This window comes from Celerinatantimonas sediminis (assembly GCF_046054195.1).
GTDB lineage: Bacteria > Pseudomonadota > Gammaproteobacteria > Enterobacterales > Celerinatantimonadaceae > Celerinatantimonas.
In genome coordinates this window covers 145128-167141 of the sequence record NZ_JBEQCS010000001.1, presented here as the reverse complement: position 1 = coordinate 167141, position 22014 = coordinate 145128, and the positions used below count along the sequence as shown (strand labels likewise).

Below are 22014 nucleotides of genomic sequence, written 5' to 3'. Positions count from 1 at the left end.
ACAAAATTTAACTTCTCAGTGCATTACACCCGATCACCGCTCACTAATCAATGCCCAGTGATGACCAAATCTCATCGACTCGCTGTTTTACACCCGCATCCATCTCGATAGCTTCACCCCATTCGCGATTGGTTTCACCGGGCCATTTATTGGTTGCATCTAACCCCATTTTAGAACCCAAACCTGTCACAGGAGAGGCGAAATCTAAATAATCGATCGGCGTATTTTCCATCATCACCGTATCTCGGGCTGGATCCATCCGGGTGGTAATAGCCCAAATAACATCTTTCCAATCACGAGCGTTCACATCACTATCACAAACGATGACAAATTTAGTATACATAAACTGGCGTAAAAACGACCAAACCCCCATCATGACTCGCTTCGCATGACCGGGATATTGTTTCTTCATGGTCACCACCGCCAACCGATACGAACAGCCCTCAGGTGGCAGATAAAAATCAACGATTTCCGGAAACTGCTTTTGGATAATTGGCACAAAAACTTCATTAAGAGCTTTGCCCATTACCGCTGGTTCATCCGGTGGCCGGCCAGTATAAGTCGTGTGATAAATTGGGTCTTTACGATGGGTAATATGGGTTATCGTAAACACCGGGAATGTATCCGTTTCATTATAGTAGCCAGTATGGTCGCCGTAAGGGCCTTCTATTGCCTCCTCGCCCGGCATCAAATAACCTTCTAAGACGATTTCAGCAGTAGCTGGGACCTGCAAGTCGCTGCTGATACATTTCACCACTTCGGTACGCGAGCCGCGCAGCAATCCAGCAAAGGCATATTCAGAGAGTGAATCGGGAACAGGTGTCACCGCAGCCAGCGTCGTTGCAGGATCGCAGCCTAAAGCAACAGCAACCGGATAGGGTTTGCCCGGGTTTACCTCTTGCCATTCTCGATAATCCAGCGCCCCACCGCGATGCGATAACCAGCGCATAATGAGTTTATTTTTAGCCAGCTTTTGCTGGCGATAAATTCCGATATTTTGCCGCTTTTTAAATGGCCCTTTCGTAACCGTTAAACCCCACGTCACTAATGGCGCAGCATCTTTTGGCCAGCAGGTTTGAATCGGCAATTGGTCCAAATCGACATCATCGCCTGTGATTATGACCTCCTGACACGGCGCTTTACGTCGCGTCTTGGTCGGCATATTCAAAACCTGCTTAAAAATCGGCAACTTCTCCATGATCTCTTGCAAACCGCGCGGCGGTTCAGGTTCTTTTAGATAAGCTAACCACTGGCCGATATCTCGCAGCTCACTGCTATGATCGCGCCCCATTGCCAAGGCGACCCGCTCTTCGGTTCCAAATAAATTGCCCAGCACTGGCATGTCATGGCCTTTAACATTCTCAAACAATAATGCTGGCCCCTCTTTTTTAAGGGTCCGGTCGCAGATTTCAGTCATTTCCAAATATGGGTCAACACTTTGGTGAATTCGCTTTAATAGGCCTCGTGATTCAAGCAAAGCGATAAATTCACGTAGATCTCGGTATTTCATTCTCTCCCCTTAAGTCTGAATCAATTTATGCTGGCGCAGTACATTGAGCGCTTCTTGGTTATATGGGCCTTTCTCTTTTTGCTGAAGTAAGTATAAGCGCGCCTTGGGATAACGTTTGGCCAAAAGCGCAATTGCATCAAAGCTATAAGAGAGTAGCTGTTTGTTATCTAAAAGTTTTTTAAAAATAGCTAGCGCCCGCTCAGGCCGATAATGTGCAGCGATCTGGTGCAGAGTATCCACCGTGTATTGATCCACTGGCTGAGCAAATAATAGTGCCAGTAACTTATCGTCATTGAGATGATAAGCAATGGCACTAAGAACGCTGTTATCTGGAAAATAATATTGATGAGCCGTAATTTTTTGCCAGCTGCGGCGCAATTGTTTGGCATCAAGCTGAGAGAGCGCGTACACCACACTTTGCTGCTCAGAAAAAAGTGCGGGGTTATCTTGGCTAAAAATCTTCTGCCAAGGTAACGAGCCTTCACGCAGCTCATTGGCATACTGCTGACGACGTTCGACTAGGCGCCAATGGCCTAATATCGCGCGAGCCAGAGATGGGTAATCATAGCGCGGACGCACCACTTGATAGCCATCGAGCAAAGTCGTTTCACTCAAAGTTGGCCGTTCTTTGGCAATGGATTGCAACCACGGAACAAGCGTTGGTGAGGGTTTAGGGTCAAATTGATAATATTGGCTGAGCAACACATACAAAAGTGGCTCGCGTTTTTTCGCTGGCAAAATGGGAATGTGATACTGCAACCAAGACAGATTGTTATTGGCCAGAGCCTGGCTGGCTTCATTAAGCAGTGGCAAGCTGTCATCAAATGTTTTTTTGCCCCATGCCACAGTCGATAACATCAGCAGAAAAAAGGCACATCCGATATAAAACAGGTGTCGTATCATGAGAAAAAGCTGCGTTAATCGCTAAAAGCTTATCATAGCATGGCAAGCTATGATGACTCACGCAGCGAAGATATCTAAATTTTGGCCAATAAAAAGACCGACTCAATGGCCGGCCTTTTTGACAACACTTAACGCTTATTTTTTCTTCATTGCATCGAAAAATTCGTCGTTGGTTTTGGTCATTGCCAGTTTATCGATGAGAAATTCCATCGCATCGATTTCATCCATTGGATGAACGATTTTACGCAGGATCCACATTTTTTGCAGCTCATCAGCGGTGGTCAATAACTCTTCGCGACGAGTCCCAGAGCGGTTGATATCAATGGCAGGATAAACACGTTTTTCAGCGATTTTACGGCTTAAGTGCAGCTCCATGTTACCAGTACCTTTGAACTCTTCGTAAATCACTTCGTCCATTTTCGAACCGGTATCAATCAGCGCAGTAGCGATAATGGTCAGGCTTCCGCCTTCTTCAACATTACGCGCAGCACCGAAGAAGCGCTTAGGACGATGCAGAGCATTGGCATCTACACCACCGGTGAGCACTTTACCGGAAGATGGAATAACGGTGTTATAGGCACGCGCTAAACGAGTGATAGAGTCGAGCAGAATCACCACATCTTTTTTGTGTTCTACCAGACGCTTGGCTTTTTCAATCACCATTTCAGCAACTTGTACGTGACGGTTGGCTGGTTCATCAAAGGTTGAAGCAATCACTTCACCTTTCACCAAACGCTGCATCTCAGTTACTTCTTCAGGACGTTCATCGATAAGCAGAACCATCAATTCACACTCTGGGTGGTTAAATGCAATGTTTTGCGCAATGTTCTGCAGCAACATGGTTTTACCAGCTTTAGGTGGCGCAACAATCAAGCCACGCTGACCTTTACCGATAGGCGATGCTAAATCCAGAACACGTGCGGTAATATCTTCAGTTGAACCATTGCCGCGCTCCATCCGTAGCCGTTTGGTTGCATGCAGCGGAGTTAAGTTCTCAAACAACACTTTGTTGCGAGAATTTTCCGGCTTGTCATGGTTCACTTCATTAATTTTTAGTAACGCAAAATAGCGCTCGCCATCTTTAGGCGGACGAATTTTTCCGGCGATGGTATCACCAGTGCGTAGGTTAAAACGGCGGATCTGACTGGGTGATACATAAATATCATCAGGTCCGGCCATGTAGGAACTGTCTGCACTACGCAAGAAGCCAAATCCATCCTGAAGGATTTCTAAGACACCGTTGCCAAAGATGTCTTCGCCACTTTTGGCGTGGGCTTTCAGGATTGAAAAAATTATGTCTTGTTTACGTAGTCGGGCAAGATTTTCCAGCCCCATCTGCTCGCCTAGCGAGACAAGATCATGGACTGGCGTATTTTTCAGCTCAGTTAGATTCATAATGGTGAGTTTCTTGATTGGTTAGGATCAAACCCTAAACAGTGTTTATTTTCAGATTTCGTTTAATCAAAAAGTAATGATAAGTGATTCGCTACAGACTGAAGTATGGAATGGGCCTTTGGATCGGCACAGAGACTTCGGTAAGATAAGTTAGCACTGTTGCAAGGGAAAATCCAGTACAATTAATCAATAAAGCAGACTCATTTAATGAGTCTGCTTTGGTATGGTAATTTTTAATAAACCAAATTAAATGTTTTCGTTAATAAATTCAACTAATTGCTGTTTAGACAAGGCACCAACTTTGGTCGCAGCAACATTGTGATCTTTGAAGATCATTAATGTAGGAATGCCGCGAATCCCGTATTTTGGTGCTGTTTCAGCATTTTCATCGATGTTTAACTTGGCAACAGTTAATTTACCGGCGAATTCTTCTGCTACTTCTTCGAGAATAGGTGCAATCATTTTGCATGGACCACACCATTCTGCCCAAAAATCTACAAGGACTGGTCCACTAGCGTTGAGAACATCTTCTTCAAAGCCTGAATCAGTTACATGAACAATGTTGTCGCTCATTAGTTACTCCGGGTTACAATATGTAGGTCACAAAAAGTGAAGATACTTTTCGTAATATAGTCGCTCTATTTGAATAGATCCTGCTTATTATTGCAACCCTAACCTGATATGCTTTAGGAATGAGTAAAAAACATTTAACAGACCAGAAATTTGCCAATCTGGACCTCCAACCGCAAGTGCTTAAAGCACTGGAGCAGCAAGGCTACGAATATTGCAGCGCAATTCAGGCAGAAAGTCTGCCGATTTTACTGCAAGGAAAGGATATTGCCGGTCAAGCGCAAACCGGGACAGGCAAGACTCTAGCGTTTTTAATTGCCACATTTAACCACCTGTTGGTCACTCCCGAACCATCGCAGCGTCAGACCAATCAGCCTCGGGCGGTGGTCATGGCACCAACGCGGGAATTAGCCATTCAAATTCATCGTGATGCCAAAGTACTGGCTAAAGAGACCGGACTAAAAATGGGGTTAGTCTACGGCGGTGAAGGCTATGAAAGCCAGCGACAAGTCCTCGATGCAGGGGTCGATATTCTGATCGGGACCACCGGGCGAATGATCGATTATTACAAACAGGGCGTGTTTGACCTCAAAGGTATCCAGGCCTTAGTTTTAGATGAAGCAGATCGCATGTTCGATTTAGGCTTTATCAAAGATATTCGCTATTTAATGCGTCGCATGACCGCGCCGAAAGAGCGGTTAAACATGCTGTTTTCGGCAACCTTGTCTTATAAGGTCAAAGAACTCGCGTTTGAGCACATGAATGAACCGAAACATATTGTGATCGAACCTGAACATATGACCAACGAGCGGATCACCGAAGAGCTATTTTATCCCTCGAACAATGAAAAAATGGCACTGTTCCAAACCATCCTCGAAGAAGAATGGCCGGATAAAGCAATTGTTTTTGCTAACACCAAACATCGCTGCGAAGACATCTGGGCAAATTTAAAAGCCGATGGTCACCGGGTTGGAATGCTCACCGGGGATATCGCCCAGCGCAAACGCTCCAAAATCTTAGAGCAGTTTACCCAAGGCAATATTGATATTTTAGTTGCCACGGATGTCGCGGCACGCGGGCTGCACATTCCACATGTAACAGTTGTATTCAACTATGATTTACCTGATGACGCAGAAGATTATGTCCATCGGATTGGGCGAACAGGCCGCGCGGGCGACACTGGTAAAGCAATTAGTTTGGCGTGTGAAGAATATGTGTTTAACCTGCCAGCTATCGAAGAGTACATCAAACACTCCATACCAGTGACACAGTACGATCCGGAAGCACTTTTAGATGACTTGCCAGCGCCGGTAAGAATTCATCGCTCACGCAATAATAACCGTAGCGGTGGCAATAAAAGCGGCGATCGCTCACGACGAGGCAACTCGCGCAACCGGCGTCGCAGCAATAATGGCTCCCGTAGCCAGGCAAAACCGGCTTAGGAGTTAAACGTGTCGTCACCCTTGTACGCTGCTATTGATTTAGGTTCGAACAGTTTTCATATGTTGATTGTGCGTCAAGTCGATGGTGCCGTGCAGACGGTTGCAAAGATTAAACGCAAAGTCCGTTTAGCTGCCGGACTAGATGAACATAATCAGTTAGATGAAACAGCAATGGTGCGCGGCTGGCAATGTTTGAGCTTATTTGCCGAACAGCTCCAAGATATTGAGCCACAAAACGTGGCAATTGTCGCCACCGCCACACTGCGCCAAGCGGTTAATCGAGAGCAGTTCATCGAGAAAGCGCAGCAAATTTTGCATCATCCGATTCAGGTAATTAGTGGCGATCAAGAAGCACAAATTATCTATCGCGGGGTTGCCTGCACCAGTAGTGGCCGGGGCAAGCGCCTTGTCATTGATATTGGCGGAGCCAGTACCGAGCTGATTATTGGCGAAAAAAATCGAGCGTTACTACTCAATAGCCTGCAAATGGGCTGCGTTACTTGGTTAAACCGGCACTTTAAATCCTCAGAGCCGCTCCAAAAGGAGCAGTTTAACCGAGCCATCGATGCGGCCAAGGCGGTTTTAGCACCTTATCTCAGTAGTTATCGTCGCTTGGGTTGGCAAAGCTGCATTGGCGCCTCAGGGACGATTCAAGCGGTTCAAGAAATCATGTTAGCCCAAAATTTGGGCGAGCCAATGACCCTGAAAAAGCTGTATCGCCTGCGCGGACAAGTACTTGAGTGCGGACAATTTGAGCAACTACAGCTCAAAGGTTTAAGCGCCGAGCGAACGCCTGTTTTTCCTAGTGGATTAGCGATTTTAATCGCCTTATTTGAAGAGCTTAAAATCAAACAGATGAGTTTAGCCGGCGGAGCCCTTCGTGAAGGGCTCGTCTATGGGCTGCTCAGCCAGCAAAGTTCTTCAAGCGTGCGAACCCAAACCGCACACAGCTTTCTTAAACGTCACCGCATTGATGCCAAACACGCGCAACTGGTGTCTGACTACGCGTTGCAACTGGCCACTCAAATTAAGCCAGAACTTGATCATCTCGAGCGGCAAATGCTGCGATACTCAGCCATGTTCCATGAAGTTGGGCTTAATATTGAATTTAAGCGCGCCCCCGAACATGCCGCTTATATTATTGATCATAGCGATTTGCCGGGTTTCAGTATGGAGCAAAAGCATTTGATCTCAGCGATATTGATTAATCAACGAGGTGATTGGCAACTTGCGCCACTAAAGCAGCAACGCGCCCTTCCCTATGCTCGCGCGCTGATGCTAACTCGGTTATTGCGAATCGCGATTATTTTGAGTATGCGCCGCTCTCAGCGCCAGTGCCAAAGCATTAACTTGCTCCAACAAGTGGATAATCTTGACCACTGGACACTGAATATGCCGCCAGGTTGGCTGGATGATTACCCACTGCGCTGTGCGGAATTGCAGCTTGAGCAACAAAATCAGCCAGATTCTGAACTTACCCTAGAAATCAGTGAGCTTATTGCTTGATGCAATAATCAGCCTCATACAACTGGGTAAACGGCGGGCTAAATTGCAACATTGACGGGCCAACTGGCAAAGGGTCATCTCTTAAAGATGCAACCTGCGCAACAGTACAACCAATTGAAAAAGGATACTGCCAACCAAATTTGGCCATTGGCTCAAACCCAAATCGAGGGTAATAATCAGGCAGTCCCATCACAATTAGCGCATCATAACTGCGCATACGCAGCTGCTCAAATGCCACTTTAACCATCGCCGAGCCAATGCCATCGCCCTGATATTTAGGAATAACAGCCATCGGCTCTAAAATCATCATGCATAATTCTTCAGCGCCAGCAAGCGAGATAGGACTGGCCAGCAGATGGCCACTGATGACCCCATCTACCTCAACAATGAGCGATAAAAATTCGCTTTGCTCTGCGCGAATGGCTTCGACAAATTTAGCTTCTTGGGGACGTTGAAATGCCTGAATGTAGATCTGGCGAATCGCATCATAATCACTTAGGCGAGCGATGCGAAATGTTGGGCTTAAGCTACTCATTGAACCGTACTCCTCATAACCGGTATTGGGCATTGCATCAGAGACAAAAGTCCTCCCTTGTGTGTTCCAATCGCTATCAACCACCATGGCTGTTATCGGAACCTTTTTAAGCATAGAAGCTTTAGTGTGAATTTGTCAGAAACAATCCAACCCTGTGAGTGGCTCTACATTTACTCTACATTGCGCGCAGCTTGCTTAACTCAAAAAAAGACGCAAACAGCGCCTTGTGCAAAATGCGTTTAAGTTACACAAAATTCAACTATCAAGGACCAGCAGCCCCTAACAACTAAAAACTCAACGCAACCGCCGCGCCCCTTTATCTTGTGATAAAATCGAGTGCTTTATTCGTGGAAAAATCCACGCTTTCATATTGGTTGTTAAGGACTTTATCTCTCATGGGCTATGAATGGCTCGCACTTATTTCTGCGGCTCTTTGGGCATTAACCAGCCTCATCTCTGTCACCCCGGCCCGCCATCTGGGGGCATTTAGTTATAGCCGTTGGCGAATGACGATTGTGACTGCCATTTTGGTTGTATTGAGTCTATTTACGCATGGCCTCAATACGATTCATGGCATGGATTTTATGTGGCTGATTAGCTCCGGGATCATTGGGATTTTCATCGGTGACACCGCATTGTTTGCCTGTATGAATCGAGTGGGTCCGCGCCGAGCGGAGCTCTTGTTCACCTGCAATGCGATTTTTTCACCGATTTTAGGCATCTTATTTTTTAATGAAACCCTTTCGCTCGCCCAACTTGGTGGCGCCACGTTATTACTAATCGGTGTGGCTTTGGCGATTATGTTTGGTAAAAATCAATCCAACCACTGGGAGGCGATTCGCGGACCACTTGCCGTGGCTATTTTATTAGGATTAGTCTCAGCATTAGGCCAAAGTTTTGGCTCAATTTTGGCAAAACCTGCTATGCACGCCAATACCGATGCCATAGCAGCGTCCATGATTCGAATGGCTTCAGCATTTGTCTCACATATGATTTTGTGGTGGCGCGCCCCGAAGCTAACTCGAGCTCTCAAACCCATGAATTGGTCCATTTTTAGATATGTCTTTGCCAACGGCTTTTTAGCAATGGCGGTGGGCATGACATTAATTTTATATGCACTACGCCATGGCGATGTTGGGTTAGTGGCACTGTTTTCAGCCACCACCCCAATTATGATCTTGCCGATGCTGTGGATCTATACTAAACAAGCTCCAACCCGCAGTGCCTGGGTCGCATCCGCACTGGTCGTACTTGGAACCGGATTACTTTTATAACGCATCACAGAATCGCTATTCTTCAATGCGCAATCCATACGTTGTGAATTTTTCAAGCACAGTGGCAATCTCTTCGTCATCCAGAATCGGCACGTCATCGGTGACACTGAGTAATTTCAGATAGAGATTGGCCAGTACTTCAATTTCATTAGCAAGCCACAGTGCTTTGGCTAAATTAACCTCATAGCAAAGCAAACCATGGTGCTGCAATAACAGCGCTTTGCGTTTATCAACGTATTGCGCAATGTTCTGCGAAAGCTGTTTGGAACCAAATGTTGCGTACGGCACACATGGAATGGTGTTTCCACCCGCTGATGCGATCATATAGTGAATAGCAGGAATATCGCGGTTTAAAATGGATACGGCTGCACAGTTCACCGCATGGTTGTGTACCACCGCTGCGACATCCGGGCGATGCTGATAAACGACTTGGTGAAAGCGCCATTCACTCGATGGCAATTTATCACTCTCATGATGGCCATCAGCATCCACATAAACAATGCTCTCTGGAGTCAGCTGTTCATAAGCTATTCCGGTAGGGGTAATTAAAAAACCTTCTTGATAACGGGCACTGACGTTCCCTGCCGTTCCCTGATTGAGTCCAAGTTTGGTCATTGTTAAGCAGGTATCTATTATTTCTTGCGCTAATATAGTTCGATTGTTCATTTGTAAGCCTCTGTTCACTTAGCAATAAGTTATAACTAATGGCCATTATTAGTGAAGCAAGGCTTAACAGAGCCAATACCATATTATTCCGTGATATTTGTCATAAAAAAAGCCAGTCACAAGAAATCATTTTTTCCAAATATAATGGAACTGTTTTTGTTTTTATAATTTTCTCATGAAACGGTCAAAAAAAGCCTAAATGCCCGTTTAAAATTAAAACAAACCCAATCGGGCAGATTAAAAATTAATATATTAAGTATATCTATTCACATCGAGCAAAACAGTCCAATTACCCTGTGATAATAATCACAAAAAAACCTCAGGATAAATTGAATGTGACAGCTATCAAAGATTACCCATCACTCCTTCTAAAAAATAAGCAAAGTTTAATTTGCTCAACCTTTTTAAATAGTTGTTCCCCTAAAATCACAATGTGTGGAGAGGACTATGGGACTTTTAACAATTCACCACCATCATGCCGAATATGACAAATCGCTGGAGAATACAAATAGTAAAGGCAAAGCATTGATTCCTTTTTCATTGCTGTGTTCATTATTTTTTCTCTGGGCTGTCGCTAATAACTTAAATGATATTTTATTGCCACAATTTCAACAGGCATTTACATTAAGTAATTTCCAAGCAGGCCTGATTCAATCTTCATTTTATTTTGGCTATTTTATTATTCCGATCCCAGCTGGGATATTGATGAAAAAACTGGGATATAAATCTGGAATATTAATCGGATTATTATTTTATGCCGCAGGCGCTGCATTGTTCTGGCCAGCAGCATCAACCATGAACTACAGCTTGTTCTTGATTGGCTTGTTTGTCATTGCCGCAGGTTTAGGTTGCTTGGAAACTGCTGCGAACCCCTTTGTAACGGTTCTTGGGCCAGAAGAAACTGGACACTTTCGCATCAATCTTGCCCAGACATTTAACTCATTTGGCTCAATTTTAGCGGTTGTTTTCGGTCAAGGCTTGATTCTGGCCCATGTCCCACACCAAAGTGAAGCAGCGCAACAGGCCATGAGCCCAGAGCAGCTTTCAAACTACAAACATAGCCTAGTGCTGGCGGTGCAAAATCCATATTTGATGATTGTTGGTGTCGTCCTATTTATTGCAATTTTAATTGCGATAACATCTTTTCCAAAAATTAAAGATGAAGAACAAGTCACTACTGACGATCAACTTATTCCATCAATTAAACGTTTGATTCATAAACGTCACTGGCGTTGGGCAGTATTATCTCAGTTCTGTTATGTCGGTGCACAAACAGCATGTTGGAGCTATTTAATTCGCTATGCAGTTGAGGAATTACCCAATGTTACTGCCAGCTTCGCGGCTAATTATCTAACGGCAACAATGGTTTGCTTCTTTATTGGCCGTATCAGTGGTACATGGCTTGTTCGACGTTATAAACCAAATAAAGTATTAGCGTTATATGCATTAATTGCGATGATTCTTTGTTTAATATCAGCAGCCGCTAAAGGGCATGTTGGGCTCATTGCCTTAACGCTCTGCAGTATGTTTATGTCTATTCAATACCCTACTATTTTTTCACTTGGAATTAAAAGCTTAGGACGAGATACAAAATATGGTTCGTCATTTATTGTAATGGGAATTATTGGTGGTGGGGTTGTTACACCAATTATGGGATTTGTAAGTGATGCAGCCGGAAATATTCCAACAGCAGAATTAATTCCTGCTCTATGTTTTCTGGTTATCTTTATATTCGCCAAATTTAGATCAACACCAGAAAATAAAACATTATAACTAACGACTGAGTTCAGTCATTAAGAGAGGTTTGCAATGAATAAAGATAAATTCTTACCCAAAATTGGGATTCGCCCCGTTATTGACGGCCGTCGAATGGGGGTTCGCGAGTCATTGGAAGAACAAACCATGCACATGGCTCAAATCACCGCCGATTTGCTCACCAGTAAATTAAAACATTTCGATGGCAGCGCCGTTGAATGTGTCATCTCTGACACATGCATCGCTGGAATGGCCGAAGCTGAAGCCTGTGAAGAAAAATTTTTGGCCGAACATGTCGAGCTAACGATTACCGTTACGCCTTGCTGGTGTTATGGCAGCGAAACCGTCGATATGGACCCTCAGCGACCGAAAGCTATTTGGGGTTTTAATGGCACCGAAAGACCTGGAGCCGTTTATCTAGCAGCCGCACTGGCCGCTCACAACCAAAAAGGGATCCCAGCATTTTCAATCTATGGACAAAACGTGCAAGATGCCGATGATGATTCCATTCCAGCTGATGTTCAGGCGAAATTACTGCGCTTTGCTAAAGCGGGGTTAGCGGTTGCAGATATCAAACGGCGCAGCTATCTATCCGTTGGCAACGTCGCAATGGGGATTGCCGGGTCTATCGTTAACCATGACTTTTTTGAATCCTACCTTGGCATGAAAGTTCAAACAGTCGATATGACAGAACTGCGCCGACGTATCGATAAAAAAATCTATGATGAAGATGAGCTAGCTCAAGCTATGAGCTGGGCAAAAGAACATTTTCATTTTGCTGAAGATACCAACAAAGAACAGAATAAACTCTCTGCCGTTGATAGCCAAAGCGCCCTGAAAGAGTCGCTCACAATGGCTATCTGCATTCGCGATATGATGGACGGTAGTGCCAAAGTTGCAGAAAAAGGATTTATCGAAGAATCATTGGGTTATAACGCAATTCTAGCGGGCTTCCAAGGCCAGCGGCACTGGACTGACCAATATCCAAATGGCGATACGGCCGAAGCGCTGCTCAATAGCTCATTTGACTGGAACGGGATTCGTCGCCCGCATCTGTTAGCAACTGAAAATGATAGCCTCAATGGGGTTGCCATGCTATTTGGCAACATGCTAACAGGCGCTGCTCAAGTCTTTGCGGATGTGCGAACTTATTGGTCAAGCGAAGCGGTCGAGCGCGTCACCGGCACTCACCTAACCGGTCAAGCCGCCCAAGGCTTTATTCACCTGATAAACTCAGGTGCAGCCGCCCTTGATGGCAGTGGTCAGCAAAAAGACAGCCGAGGGAACCCGACAGTCAAACCGTTCTGGGACGTTTCAACTCAAGAAGCGCTCGCCTGTTTGGACGCAACCGACTGGTGTGCGGCGAACCGCGAATACTTCCGTGGCGGCGGGTTCTCATCACGCTTTTTAACCAAAGGTGGCATCGCCTTTACCATGAGCCGACTGAATCTGGTCAAAGGCTTAGGGCCAGTGCTGCAAATTGCCGAAGGCTGGAGCCTTGAACTGCCAGAAGATGTGCATAACAAACTCAATGAACGTACCGATCCAACCTGGCCAACGACTTGGTTTACACCGCGCCTAACCGGTGAAGGCGCGTTTAAAGATGTCTATTCGGTCATGGCAAATTGGGGCGCTAACCACGGCGTATTATGTCCAGGACACGTCGGCGCAGACCTAATTACACTTGCTTCGATTTTGCGAATTCCGGTTTGTATGCACAACGTCAGCGACGACAAAATCTACCGGCCATCCGCTTGGGCAAGCTTTGGGATGGATAGCGAAGGACAAGATTACCGCGCTTGTCAAAACTATGGTCCATTGTATAAATAACTCAGTCTGTGGCGGGTTTCATACCCGCCACAAGGGAGATTTAAAATGGATAATGAAGTCATTATCGTTTTAGATTGCGGAGCGACGAATCTGCGAGCAATTGCCGTCAATGCAAGTGGTCGTATCGTGGCAAAACAAACCGCTGCCAACCAGACCGAATCCGACTCTCAGCATTCCCAATGGCATATTTGGTCATTGGAAAACATCATGAACCAGTTAAATCAATGCGCTAGAGCATTGATGCCACAGTTAAGTGACTATCAAGTAGTTGCGCTAACGGTCACCACATTTGGCGTTGATGGCACACTAATCGATGCTAAAGGAAATCTGCTCCATCCGATCATCAGTTGGAAATGCCCTCGCACCATCGAAGTGATGGAATCAATTGATAAGTACATCGATGCTAAGCGCCTACAGAGCATATCCGGCGTGGGCAGTTTTAGCTTTAACACTATCTATAAATTAATCTGGCTAAAAGAAAATCACCCAGAACTGATTGATAAAGCTCATGCTTGGCTGTTTATCTCATCGTTAATCAACTATCGCTTAACGGGGGTGACGAGCACCGATAGAACCATGGCTGGGACGAGCCAGCTGTTAGATATTCATCAAGAACAATTTAGCCAAGAAATTCTAGATGCCATTGGTCTTAATGCAGATCTATTTCCACCCATGGTACAGGCATCAGAACCGATTGGGGTCCTTCGCGAAAAAGCCGCTCGCGAACTGGGGCTCAAAAAGCCAGTTCCGGTAATATCCACAGGCCATGATACCCAATTTGCGCTGATTGGCTCAGGTGCTCAGCCAAACCAACCCGTGCTCTCATCCGGAACCTGGGAGATTTTGATGGCTCGCACCACCGCCATTGATACGCAGTCATTGTCTAACTATCCGGGGTCCACATGTGAGCTAGATGCCTGCAGCGGCCTATTCACCCCCGGCTTACAGTGGCTAGCATCAGGAACACTGGAATGGGTTCGAGAGCTATTCTGGCCCAAAGAAGCCAAACCCGATGTCTATCAGCAGATGATTGAGGCTGCCCGACAAGTTCCAGCCGGTTGCGAAGGGCTGCAAATGCAGGGTTCATTGTTAAATCCAGCATCTCATCCGGGCTGGCAAGGGCTAGCTTTAAATACGCAACGCGCCCATTTTTATCGAGCCGCACTAGAGCATCTGGCGCAGACCTTAAGTGACAATCTTTTAACGCTCGAAGCAATTGCCCACTTTAAAAGCGAACAAATTTTAATGGTCGGTGGCGGGACACGAAATCCGCTCTGGAACCAACTCAAAGCCAACGCTACAGGCAAAACACTCAAAATACTTGATGAACCTGAAACGACCGTTTTAGGGGCGGCAATGTTCGCGTTTGCAGGAATTAAGCGTTACGACAGCATCGCCCAGGCTCAAGCAGGTTTTGAACATCATTATCACTATATTCAGCCGAGCCATTAACCCCGGCAAAAGGAGATTTTATGCTAAAAAATATTTCACCGTTGATTTCACCTCAGCTGTTAAAAGTTCTCTGCGAAATGGGCCATGGTGACGAAATCGTTTTCTCTGATGCCCATTTTCCCGCCCACAGTTTAGGCCCGCAGGTGATTCGAGCCGATGGGTTATCAGCCGACCAACTGTTAGCTGCCATTGCCCCATTAATTGCTCTAGATACTTACGCACCGCCAGTTGTCATGATGGCGGTTGTCGAAGGTGACAGCCTCGACCCTAGTGTTGAAGATCGCTATTTAAAAGCGCTTTATGACCCAGAGCATCCAATAGAAGTCGTTCGCATTGATCGCTACGCTTTTTATGAGCGCACTAAACAGGCATTTGCGATCGTAATCACAGGCGAAACAGCCAAATATGGAAATGTTTTGTTAAAAAAAGGGGTGATACAGTAATCTATCTTACATTCCCTCACTTATTGTGGGGGAATGTAAGGAGATAGAGATGAATACCAAATCGGAACGCCAACAAGCCGTTATTCGATTACTTACTATTCATGGATCTCTGAGCACCAACGAGCTTGCCTGCTCGTTACGCGTCAGTCAGGAGACGATTCGCAGAGACTTAAGTTACCTTCAGCAACAGGGATTAGTCAGCCGTCAGTACGGTTGTGCCCAGTTGGTTCAACAAACAGCAACCGACAATGGTGAGTCATTTTATTCTCGCTTGCGTAGCCACTTTGCCAGCAAGGCAGATATTGCCCGTCATGCACTACACTGGATTGAAAAAGATATGGTCATCGCGCTAGATGCAAGCTCCACCTGTTGGTATCTAGCCAAACAGCTACCCGATATGGATATCACTATCTACACCAACAGCCTGCGAGTTTGCCATGAAATAGCCAAACGCCATCGGATTACTCTCATCTGTACCGGCGGAACATTACTTAGAAAATACGAGTGTTATGTAAATCCTAACTTATTAATTCAGCTTAGAAAAATCGATATAGATCTGTTTATTTTTTCTTGTGCGGCTATTGACCCGGAAGGAAAATTATATGACTCGAATATTTATAATGCGGAATTTAAATCACTATTGTTAAAAAAAGCCAACCAAACGCTGCTGCTAACTGATAAAAGTAAATTTAATCGCTCGCGAGAAATAGAAATTGGCCATCTTGATGAGATTACTCATATCGTATCGGATCTTGATACCGATACGATAGAGCAACTTATCCAATAGCGTTAAATCAAGTCACTGGCGCTGGGTTAAAGACTGACAGCTGATTATAGAGTTTCCATCGCTGCGCCCAGGTCTCATGTCGGCCGCTCGCAACCGCGAGGATCATCTCAAAGAGTTGTTGACCAACCTGTTCAATGCTGGCATTTCCTTCGGCAATGACACCCGCATTGATGTCAATTAAGTCATCCCAACGGTTTGCCAACGCACTGTTGGTTGCCATTTTGATGACCGGAACGGCTTTAAGCCCATATGGCGTGCCGCGACCGGTGGTAAATACTTGCAAGGTGATACCGCTAGCAAGTTGCTGAGTACCACAGACAAAATCACTGGCCGGTGTTGCCGCAAAAATAAGCCCTTTTTTAGTCGGTCTTTCGCCAGGTGCTAGAACTTCAACGATAGGAGAACGGCCCGATTTAGCAATGGAACCCAACGCTTTTTCCACCACATTGGCTAATCCACCTTTTTTGTTTCCTGGCGATGGGTTAGCGCTGCGATCTGTTTTACCCTGCTCCAGATAATTATCGTACCAGCGCATCTGTTCAATCAGCCCTTTTGCGACTGTTTCATCAGAGGCTCTTGGCACCAACAGATGAATGGCATCACGCACTTCGGTAACTTCTGAGAACATTACAGTTGCACCGCAACGCACCAACATATCCGCTGCATAGCCCACCGAAGGGTTTGCCGTCACACCAGAAAAAGCATCACTGCCACCACATTGCACACCAATCACCAAATCTGATGCCGGGCAGCGTTCACGTTGGCGTTGATTGAGTTTTGCCAAAAGCTTATCGGCTTGGTGCAAAATGTCTTCGACCATCGCCCCAAAACCCAGATGACGTTCATCCTGCAGCATAATAATCTGCTCTTGAGGAACCTCAATATTATCATTTGGTGCCTCAAGTAGCCGCTCAGGCGTTAACTTCTCGCAGCCCAAACCAACAACCAAAACTTCAGATCCGAAATTAGGATTTTTGGTTAAATTGTGCAAAGTGCGAATTGGCACAACCGCCGCCGGAGCATTAATCGCCACGCCACACCCATATAGATGGTTAAGCGCAACCACCCCATCGACATTCGGATATTTGGGCAATAGCTCCTGCTCGATTTTCGCAACAACATAATCGACCACACCAGCCACACAATGCACGGTGGTAGTAACAGCTAGCAAGTTCTGGGTTCCCACTGAGCCATCAGGATTACGATAACCATCGAAATAGTAACCACTTAGTGGTTCTTGAACCTCTCCATGACCATAATCTAAGGGAAGTTCATCCAGAGCCGGAGCTGTTGGCAACTCAACCCGAAACTGATGAATCCAGCTTCCTGCTGGCAGATCACTGACGGCATAGCCAATCACCTGATTATAACGGCAGATCTCATCGCCTTTTTTAAGGTCAACAAGCGCAACTTTATGGCCCATTGGGACTTCTTCTTGTAACTCGATGTGGTCATTGACGATAGTTCCAGCGCTCAGGCCGTTAATTGCCGTCACAATGGCCACATTATCATGCTCATCCACTTGGATGAGTGATGAACTTGTCTTCATTAGCACACCTTTATAAAGCAACTTTGCTTAGGTTCCACTATCAAACTAAGCCGCTGTGATCTCAACAACTATTGATTATGACAAATCACAGTTTGTGATTGAGCAACCATCTTTTTGGGCATTCGCCAGAAAATAACCCAAATCAGCCAAGGATCTTAAGTCAGCCGCCCAATGCGCTGTACCTATCAAGCTTCTTACAATAAATACATAACGAAAAACAAATAAATAAAACAGCTAAACGCCCTACACGAACAAACTCAATTTAAGAGGCTGAAAGACTATGGAACACATAAAATCGCAAGCTGCGACAGTCGCGAAAAGTCAAACGCATGCGCGCTACTGGATTGTAGCAATGCTGTTTATTATTACATCCGTCAACTACGGTGACCGAGCAACGCTTTCTATCGTCGGAGATCCAATGTCTCACGCGCTGGGCATTAGCTCTGTTGCGATGGGATTTATTTTCTCCGGCTTTTCATGGGCCTATGTGATTGGGCAGATCCCTGGCGGATTACTGCTTGATAAATTTGGCTCCAAGAAAGTGTATCTCGTGTCAATTATCACCTGGTCAATATTCACTTTTGCCCAAGGGTTTATCACTCTATTCCCTGGAGCATCGGTCATTGCCGTACTCTTTTTACTACGCTTTTTAGTCGGCATTTGTGAATCCCCTGCATTTCCAGGTAACAGCCGAGTCGTCGCAGCTTGGTTCCCAGCACAAGAACGTGGCACAGCATCGGCAATATTTAACTCGGCGCAATACTTTGCCACTGTCATTTTTGCCCCAATCATGGGCTGGCTTACTCACAGCTTTGGTTGGCATCACGTCTTCTTCTTTATGGGGATTATCGGCTTTATTGCCGCATTTATGTGGCAGAAAGTTATTTACCCACCGAATCAACATCCACATGTGAATAAAGCGGAGCTCAAATACTTAGAAGATGGGGGCGCTCTTATCAACATGGATAAAAAAGTTGACCCAAAAGCGGCCAAAGCTGAAAAAACAACGGATGAACCAGTCGTTTCTAAAGGCCAAGCGATTAAAGAGCTAATGAGCTCAAGAATGATGCTCGGTATCTATCTAGGTCAGTATTGCGTAAATGGGATGACCTATTTCTTTTTAACTTGGTTTCCAGTTTATCTGGTTCAAGCTCGCGGCATGTCTATCTTGCAAGCTGGCTTTGTCGCGGCAATCCCTGCAATTTGTGGCTTCTTAGGCGGGATCTCCGGTGGCGTTATCTCTGACTTTCTACTAGCCAGAGGGCTTTCACTCACTTGGGCCAGAAAAACCCCCATTATTTGCGGCATGTTGCTCTCAACCTCAATGGTGGTATGCAACTACGTCGACACCCAATGGTTAATCGTTGCCTTTATGGCGCTGTCTTTCTTTGGCAAAGGCGTTGGCGCTCTGGGCTGGGCGGTTATGTCTGATACCGCACCGAAAGAAGTGGCTGGTTTAAGTGGTGGGATTTTCAACACTATCGGTAATTTAGCCGGCATTATCACCCCGATTACTATCGGTTACATCATCGCCACAACAGGTTCTTACAACGGGGCTCTTGTTTACGTCGGTATTCATGCTCTGGTCGCGATTTTCAGTTACGTCTTTATCGTCGGCAAAATCCAGCGCATGAAATTGTCACCCGCTCTGGCAGTTTAAATTAAGGAAAAAGTAATGACTCTTAGTTCAACCCCATTAATTACACAAGTAGAAGTCGTTCCGGTTGCCGGTTTTGACAGCATGTTGCTCAACATCGGTGGTGCTCACGGCGCAGTGTTTACTCGCAATATTGTCATCATTCATGACAACAGTGGCCATATTGGTCTGGGGGAAGCACCTGGCGGGGAAGTCATCGAGAAGACTTTAAACCAAGCAGGCTCGTTGCTGATTGACCAACCTATTGCCTGTTGCAATCGATTGGTACATCAAATTCACCATGCCAATCAAGCTTCTGATTTTGATGTTTTTGGCCAAGGTGCGTGGACGTTTGAGCTAAGAGTCAACGCTGTTGCAGCCATTGAGGCCGCACTACTGGACCTGTTAGGCCAACATCTGAATGTGCCAGTTTGTGAACTGCTCGGCCCTGGCAAACAGCGAGATGCCGTCACAGTTTTGGGCTACCTATTTTACGTCGGTGATGGCGCTAAAACAGATATGCCCTACCCGCAGGCGCAAGATGGTCATCCTTGGTATCAAGTTCGCCGCCAAAGCGCAATGACGCCGCAAGCCATTGTCAATCAGGCAAGTGCTGCTAAAAGTCGCTATGGATTTAAAGACTTCAAACTCAAAGGCGGTGTTCTGCGCTCAGAGCAAGAAGCCGAAACCGTTCATCAGCTAGCGGCGGCATTTCCCGATGCCCGGATTACCATCGACCCAAATGGTGCTTGGTTACTTGATGAAGCCATTTCACTAGCCAAACAGCTCAAAGATGATTTGGCCTACGCAGAAGACCCATGTGGCGCCGAACAAGGCTTCTCGGGACGCGAAGTTTTGGCCGAATTTAAAAATGCGACTGGGATCCCAGTCGCCACTAACATGATCGCGACAAACTGGCGAGAGCTCAATGCTGCAATCAAACTGGATTCAATCGATATCCCGTTAGCCGATCCTCACTTTTGGACATTAAGCGGCGCAGTACGGGTTGCTCAATTGTGTAACGAATGGGGGCTGACTTGGGGCTGTCACTCTAATAACCATTTTGATATTTCGCTGGCAATGTTCACCCAAGTTGGCGCCGCCGTCCCAGGCAATCCAACCGCTATCGACACGCATTGGATCTGGCAAGAAGGTCAGCATTTAACCCAGCATCCACTGCAAATAATTGATGGTCAAATTCACGTTCCTGACGCACCAGGGCTAGGAATCACCTTGGATAAAGAACAGCTCAACAAAGCGCATCAACTCTATCAAAGCCTGCCCAATGGTAAACGCGATGATGCCCGTGCAATGCAATATCTTATCCCAGGATGGCAATTTGATCGCAAACGGCCATGTTTGGTCCGTGATTAACGAAATGAGTTTATTTTGAAGGGGAATGTAATGAGTCTTTCAAGTGCACCGCAAGTGACCGATATGCAAGTCATTCCGGTTGCTGGGCGCGACAGTATGTTAATGAACTTAAGTGGCGCTCACGCACCATTTTTCACCCGCAACTTAGTGATTCTCTCTGATTCCAATGGCAATCAGGGTGTGGGTGAAGTCCCTGGCGGTGAGAAAATTCGCCAAACTTTAGAAGACGCCAAATCGTTGGTCATCGGCCATACCCTTGGTGAGTATAAAAATGTGATGAATCAGGTTCGTCGCACCTTTGCTAAACGAGATGACAGCGGCCGCGGTCAGCAAACATTTGACTTGCGCACTACTATCCACGCCGTTACTGCAATTGAAGCAGCGATGCTCGACCTTTTAGGGCAAGCGCTCAATGTACCCGTTGCGGCACTGCTTGGCGAAGGTCAGCAGCGCGATGGCGTCAAAATGCTGGGCTACCTATTCTATGTCGGTGACACGCAACAAACCGACCTGCCTTATCTTCGCGAAGATAACCAAAGCGATAACTGGTACCGACTGCGAAGGCAAAAAGCCATGGATACGCCAACGGTTGTTGCGCTGGCACAAGCAGCCCATGAAAAATATGGCTTTGAAGATTTTAAACTAAAAGGCGGCGTTTTAGCCGGTGAAGTCGAAGCGCAAACTGTCACAGCGTTACATGAAGAATTTCCAGATGCCCGCATCACGCTAGACCCTAATGGCGCATGGCTACTGGATGAAGCCATTAAATTAGGTCGCCAGTTAACTGGTGTACTGGCTTATGCCGAAGATCCATGTGGCGCAGAACAAGGCTTTTCAGGTCGTGAAATCATGTCTGAATTTCGCCGCGCAACCAGCCTGCCAACCGCCACTAATATGATAGCAACCGACTGGCGCCAAATGCAGCATTCTATCAAGTTGCATAGCGTCGATATTCCATTGGCTGACCCTCACTTTTGGACCATGCAAGGCTCAGTGCGCGTGGCTCAAATGTGTCACGAATGGGGACTCACTTGGGGCTCTCATTCAAATAACCACTTTGATGTATCACTGGCAATGTTTACCCATGTTGCAGCAGCAGCTCCTGGGGACATCACCGCGATTGATACTCACTGGATCTGGCAAGAAGGGACGGACCGTTTAACCGTTGAACCATTAGCTATCAAAGGCGGCATGGTTCAGGTTCCACAACGCCCAGGCCTTGGTATCAAACTCGATATGAAACAGGTTGAAGCAGCGCATCAGCTCTACATTGACCAAAAACTTGGGGCTCGTAACGATGCCAAAGGGATGCAGTATCTCATTCCAGGCTGGCAGTTTGACCCTAAAAAACCATGTATGGAGCACTAGTTGCTGCATCTAAATCAAT

General features: G+C 46.1%; 18 protein-coding genes. 11 read left to right on the top strand and 7 right to left on the bottom strand.

What is annotated here, in order from left to right:
• Positions 1 to 43: 43 nt before the first annotated feature.
• From ubiD to trxA, 4 genes are all read right to left on the bottom strand, one after another.
• Entirely contained in the window at positions 44 to 1510 is a 1467-nt protein-coding gene (ubiD, locus tag ABTQ23_RS00795) for a 4-hydroxy-3-polyprenylbenzoate decarboxylase (RefSeq protein ID WP_408613716.1), read from the bottom strand.
• Between the two features lie 9 nt (positions 1511 to 1519).
• Positions 1520 to 2413: a hypothetical protein gene (locus ABTQ23_RS00790; protein WP_408613715.1), complete on the bottom strand. Its 894-nt coding sequence runs from the start codon at positions 2411 to 2413 to the stop codon at positions 1520 to 1522.
• 135 nt (positions 2414 to 2548) lie between these two features.
• Entirely contained in the window at positions 2549 to 3808 is a 1260-nt protein-coding gene (rho, locus tag ABTQ23_RS00785) for a transcription termination factor Rho (protein ID WP_408613714.1), read from the bottom strand.
• Between the two features lie 246 nt (positions 3809 to 4054).
• Entirely contained in the window at positions 4055 to 4381 is a 327-nt protein-coding gene (gene trxA, locus ABTQ23_RS00780) for a thioredoxin TrxA (protein WP_408613713.1), read from the bottom strand.
• 119 nt (positions 4382 to 4500) lie between these two features.
• On the opposite strand from trxA, the gene rhlB reads away from it, so the two are divergent.
• Together rhlB and gppA are read left to right on the top strand one after the other, a co-directional pair.
• On the top strand, positions 4501 to 5820 hold the full coding sequence (rhlB, locus tag ABTQ23_RS00775) for an ATP-dependent RNA helicase RhlB (RefSeq protein ID WP_408613712.1): 1320 nt from the start codon (positions 4501 to 4503) through the stop codon (positions 5818 to 5820).
• A gap of 9 nt (positions 5821 to 5829) precedes the next feature.
• Positions 5830 to 7326, top strand: coding sequence for a guanosine-5'-triphosphate,3'-diphosphate diphosphatase (gene gppA / locus ABTQ23_RS00770; protein WP_408613711.1), 1497 nt, complete (start codon positions 5830 to 5832; stop codon positions 7324 to 7326).
• On the opposite strand, the gene ABTQ23_RS00765 is transcribed toward gppA, so the two are convergent.
• The gene (locus ABTQ23_RS00765) at positions 7316 to 7975 is read right to left on the bottom strand and encodes a GNAT family N-acetyltransferase (protein WP_408613710.1); all 660 of its coding nucleotides are present in this window, start codon (positions 7973 to 7975) and stop codon (positions 7316 to 7318) included. The genes gppA and ABTQ23_RS00765 overlap by 11 nt on opposite strands.
• A gap of 281 nt (positions 7976 to 8256) precedes the next feature.
• Here ABTQ23_RS00765 and ABTQ23_RS00760 point away from each other — a divergent pair, with 281 nt between their 5' ends.
• Positions 8257 to 9135: a DMT family transporter gene (locus ABTQ23_RS00760; RefSeq protein ID WP_408613709.1), complete on the top strand. Its 879-nt coding sequence runs from the start codon at positions 8257 to 8259 to the stop codon at positions 9133 to 9135.
• A 15-nt stretch (positions 9136 to 9150) separates the two neighbouring features.
• On the opposite strand, the gene ABTQ23_RS00755 is transcribed toward ABTQ23_RS00760, so the two are convergent.
• Positions 9151 to 9801 carry an L-fuculose-phosphate aldolase gene (locus ABTQ23_RS00755; RefSeq protein WP_408613708.1) on the bottom strand — a complete coding sequence of 217 codons (651 nt, stop codon included), beginning with the start codon at positions 9799 to 9801 and terminating at the stop codon, positions 9151 to 9153.
• A gap of 447 nt (positions 9802 to 10248) precedes the next feature.
• Here ABTQ23_RS00755 and fucP point away from each other — a divergent pair, with 447 nt between their 5' ends.
• From fucP to fucR, 5 genes are read left to right on the top strand one after another with little or no spacing between them, the layout of a single operon-like run.
• Positions 10249 to 11574 carry an L-fucose:H+ symporter permease gene (fucP, locus tag ABTQ23_RS00750; RefSeq protein ID WP_408613707.1) on the top strand — a complete coding sequence of 442 codons (1326 nt, stop codon included), beginning with the start codon at positions 10249 to 10251 and terminating at the stop codon, positions 11572 to 11574.
• Positions 11575 to 11610: 36 nt separating this feature from the next.
• A complete protein-coding gene (locus ABTQ23_RS00745) occupies positions 11611 to 13386 on the top strand; it encodes an L-fucose isomerase (protein ID WP_408613706.1) in 1776 nt (591 codons plus the stop codon).
• Between the two features lie 45 nt (positions 13387 to 13431).
• Entirely contained in the window at positions 13432 to 14838 is a 1407-nt protein-coding gene (fucK, locus tag ABTQ23_RS00740; protein WP_408613705.1) for an L-fuculokinase, read from the top strand.
• A gap of 20 nt (positions 14839 to 14858) precedes the next feature.
• Complete coding sequence (gene fucU / locus ABTQ23_RS00735; RefSeq protein ID WP_408613704.1) at positions 14859 to 15281, top strand: L-fucose mutarotase; 423 nt, start codon at positions 14859 to 14861, stop codon at positions 15279 to 15281.
• Between the two features lie 49 nt (positions 15282 to 15330).
• Complete coding sequence (fucR, locus tag ABTQ23_RS00730) at positions 15331 to 16068, top strand: L-fucose operon activator (protein WP_408613703.1); 738 nt, start codon at positions 15331 to 15333, stop codon at positions 16066 to 16068.
• Between the two features lie 7 nt (positions 16069 to 16075).
• Here fucR and garD read toward each other — a convergent pair whose 3' ends face one another.
• Positions 16076 to 17617, bottom strand: coding sequence for a galactarate dehydratase (garD, locus tag ABTQ23_RS00725; RefSeq protein WP_408613702.1), 1542 nt, complete (start codon positions 17615 to 17617; stop codon positions 16076 to 16078).
• A gap of 280 nt (positions 17618 to 17897) precedes the next feature.
• Here garD and ABTQ23_RS00720 point away from each other — a divergent pair, with 280 nt between their 5' ends.
• The 3 genes from ABTQ23_RS00720 to ABTQ23_RS00710 are packed head-to-tail and all read left to right on the top strand — an operon-like array spanning position 17898 to position 21995.
• Positions 17898 to 19277: an MFS transporter gene (locus ABTQ23_RS00720; RefSeq protein WP_408613701.1), complete on the top strand. Its 1380-nt coding sequence runs from the start codon at positions 17898 to 17900 to the stop codon at positions 19275 to 19277.
• Positions 19278 to 19292: 15 nt separating this feature from the next.
• Complete coding sequence (locus tag ABTQ23_RS00715) at positions 19293 to 20627, top strand: enolase C-terminal domain-like protein (protein WP_408613700.1); 1335 nt, start codon at positions 19293 to 19295, stop codon at positions 20625 to 20627.
• A gap of 30 nt (positions 20628 to 20657) precedes the next feature.
• Entirely contained in the window at positions 20658 to 21995 is a 1338-nt protein-coding gene (locus ABTQ23_RS00710) for an enolase C-terminal domain-like protein (protein WP_408613699.1), read from the top strand.
• Positions 21996 to 22014: the final 19 nt, after the last annotated feature.

Coding starts and splice junctions, on each gene's coding strand:
- ubiD (WP_408613716.1), bottom strand. CDS start 1,510: ATGAAATACCGAGATCTACGTGAATTTATCGCTTTGCTTGAATCACGA.
- ABTQ23_RS00790 (WP_408613715.1), bottom strand. CDS start 2,413: ATGATACGACACCTGTTTTATATCGGATGTGCCTTTTTTCTGCTGATG.
- rho (WP_408613714.1), bottom strand. CDS start 3,808: ATGAATCTAACTGAGCTGAAAAATACGCCAGTCCATGATCTTGTCTCG.
- trxA (WP_408613713.1), bottom strand. CDS start 4,381: ATGAGCGACAACATTGTTCATGTAACTGATTCAGGCTTTGAAGAAGAT.
- rhlB (WP_408613712.1), top strand. CDS start 4,501: ATGAGTAAAAAACATTTAACAGACCAGAAATTTGCCAATCTGGACCTC.
- ABTQ23_RS00765 (WP_408613710.1), bottom strand. CDS start 7,975: ATGCTTAAAAAGGTTCCGATAACAGCCATGGTGGTTGATAGCGATTGG.
- ABTQ23_RS00760 (WP_408613709.1), top strand. CDS start 8,257: ATGGGCTATGAATGGCTCGCACTTATTTCTGCGGCTCTTTGGGCATTA.
- ABTQ23_RS00755 (WP_408613708.1), bottom strand. CDS start 9,801: ATGAACAATCGAACTATATTAGCGCAAGAAATAATAGATACCTGCTTA.
- fucP (WP_408613707.1), top strand. CDS start 10,249: ATGGGACTTTTAACAATTCACCACCATCATGCCGAATATGACAAATCG.
- ABTQ23_RS00745 (WP_408613706.1), top strand. CDS start 11,611: ATGAATAAAGATAAATTCTTACCCAAAATTGGGATTCGCCCCGTTATT.
- fucK (WP_408613705.1), top strand. CDS start 13,432: ATGGATAATGAAGTCATTATCGTTTTAGATTGCGGAGCGACGAATCTG.
- fucU (WP_408613704.1), top strand. CDS start 14,859: ATGCTAAAAAATATTTCACCGTTGATTTCACCTCAGCTGTTAAAAGTT.
- fucR (WP_408613703.1), top strand. CDS start 15,331: ATGAATACCAAATCGGAACGCCAACAAGCCGTTATTCGATTACTTACT.
- garD (WP_408613702.1), bottom strand. CDS start 17,617: ATGAAGACAAGTTCATCACTCATCCAAGTGGATGAGCATGATAATGTG.
- ABTQ23_RS00720 (WP_408613701.1), top strand. CDS start 17,898: ATGGAACACATAAAATCGCAAGCTGCGACAGTCGCGAAAAGTCAAACG.
- ABTQ23_RS00715 (WP_408613700.1), top strand. CDS start 19,293: ATGACTCTTAGTTCAACCCCATTAATTACACAAGTAGAAGTCGTTCCG.
- ABTQ23_RS00710 (WP_408613699.1), top strand. CDS start 20,658: ATGAGTCTTTCAAGTGCACCGCAAGTGACCGATATGCAAGTCATTCCG.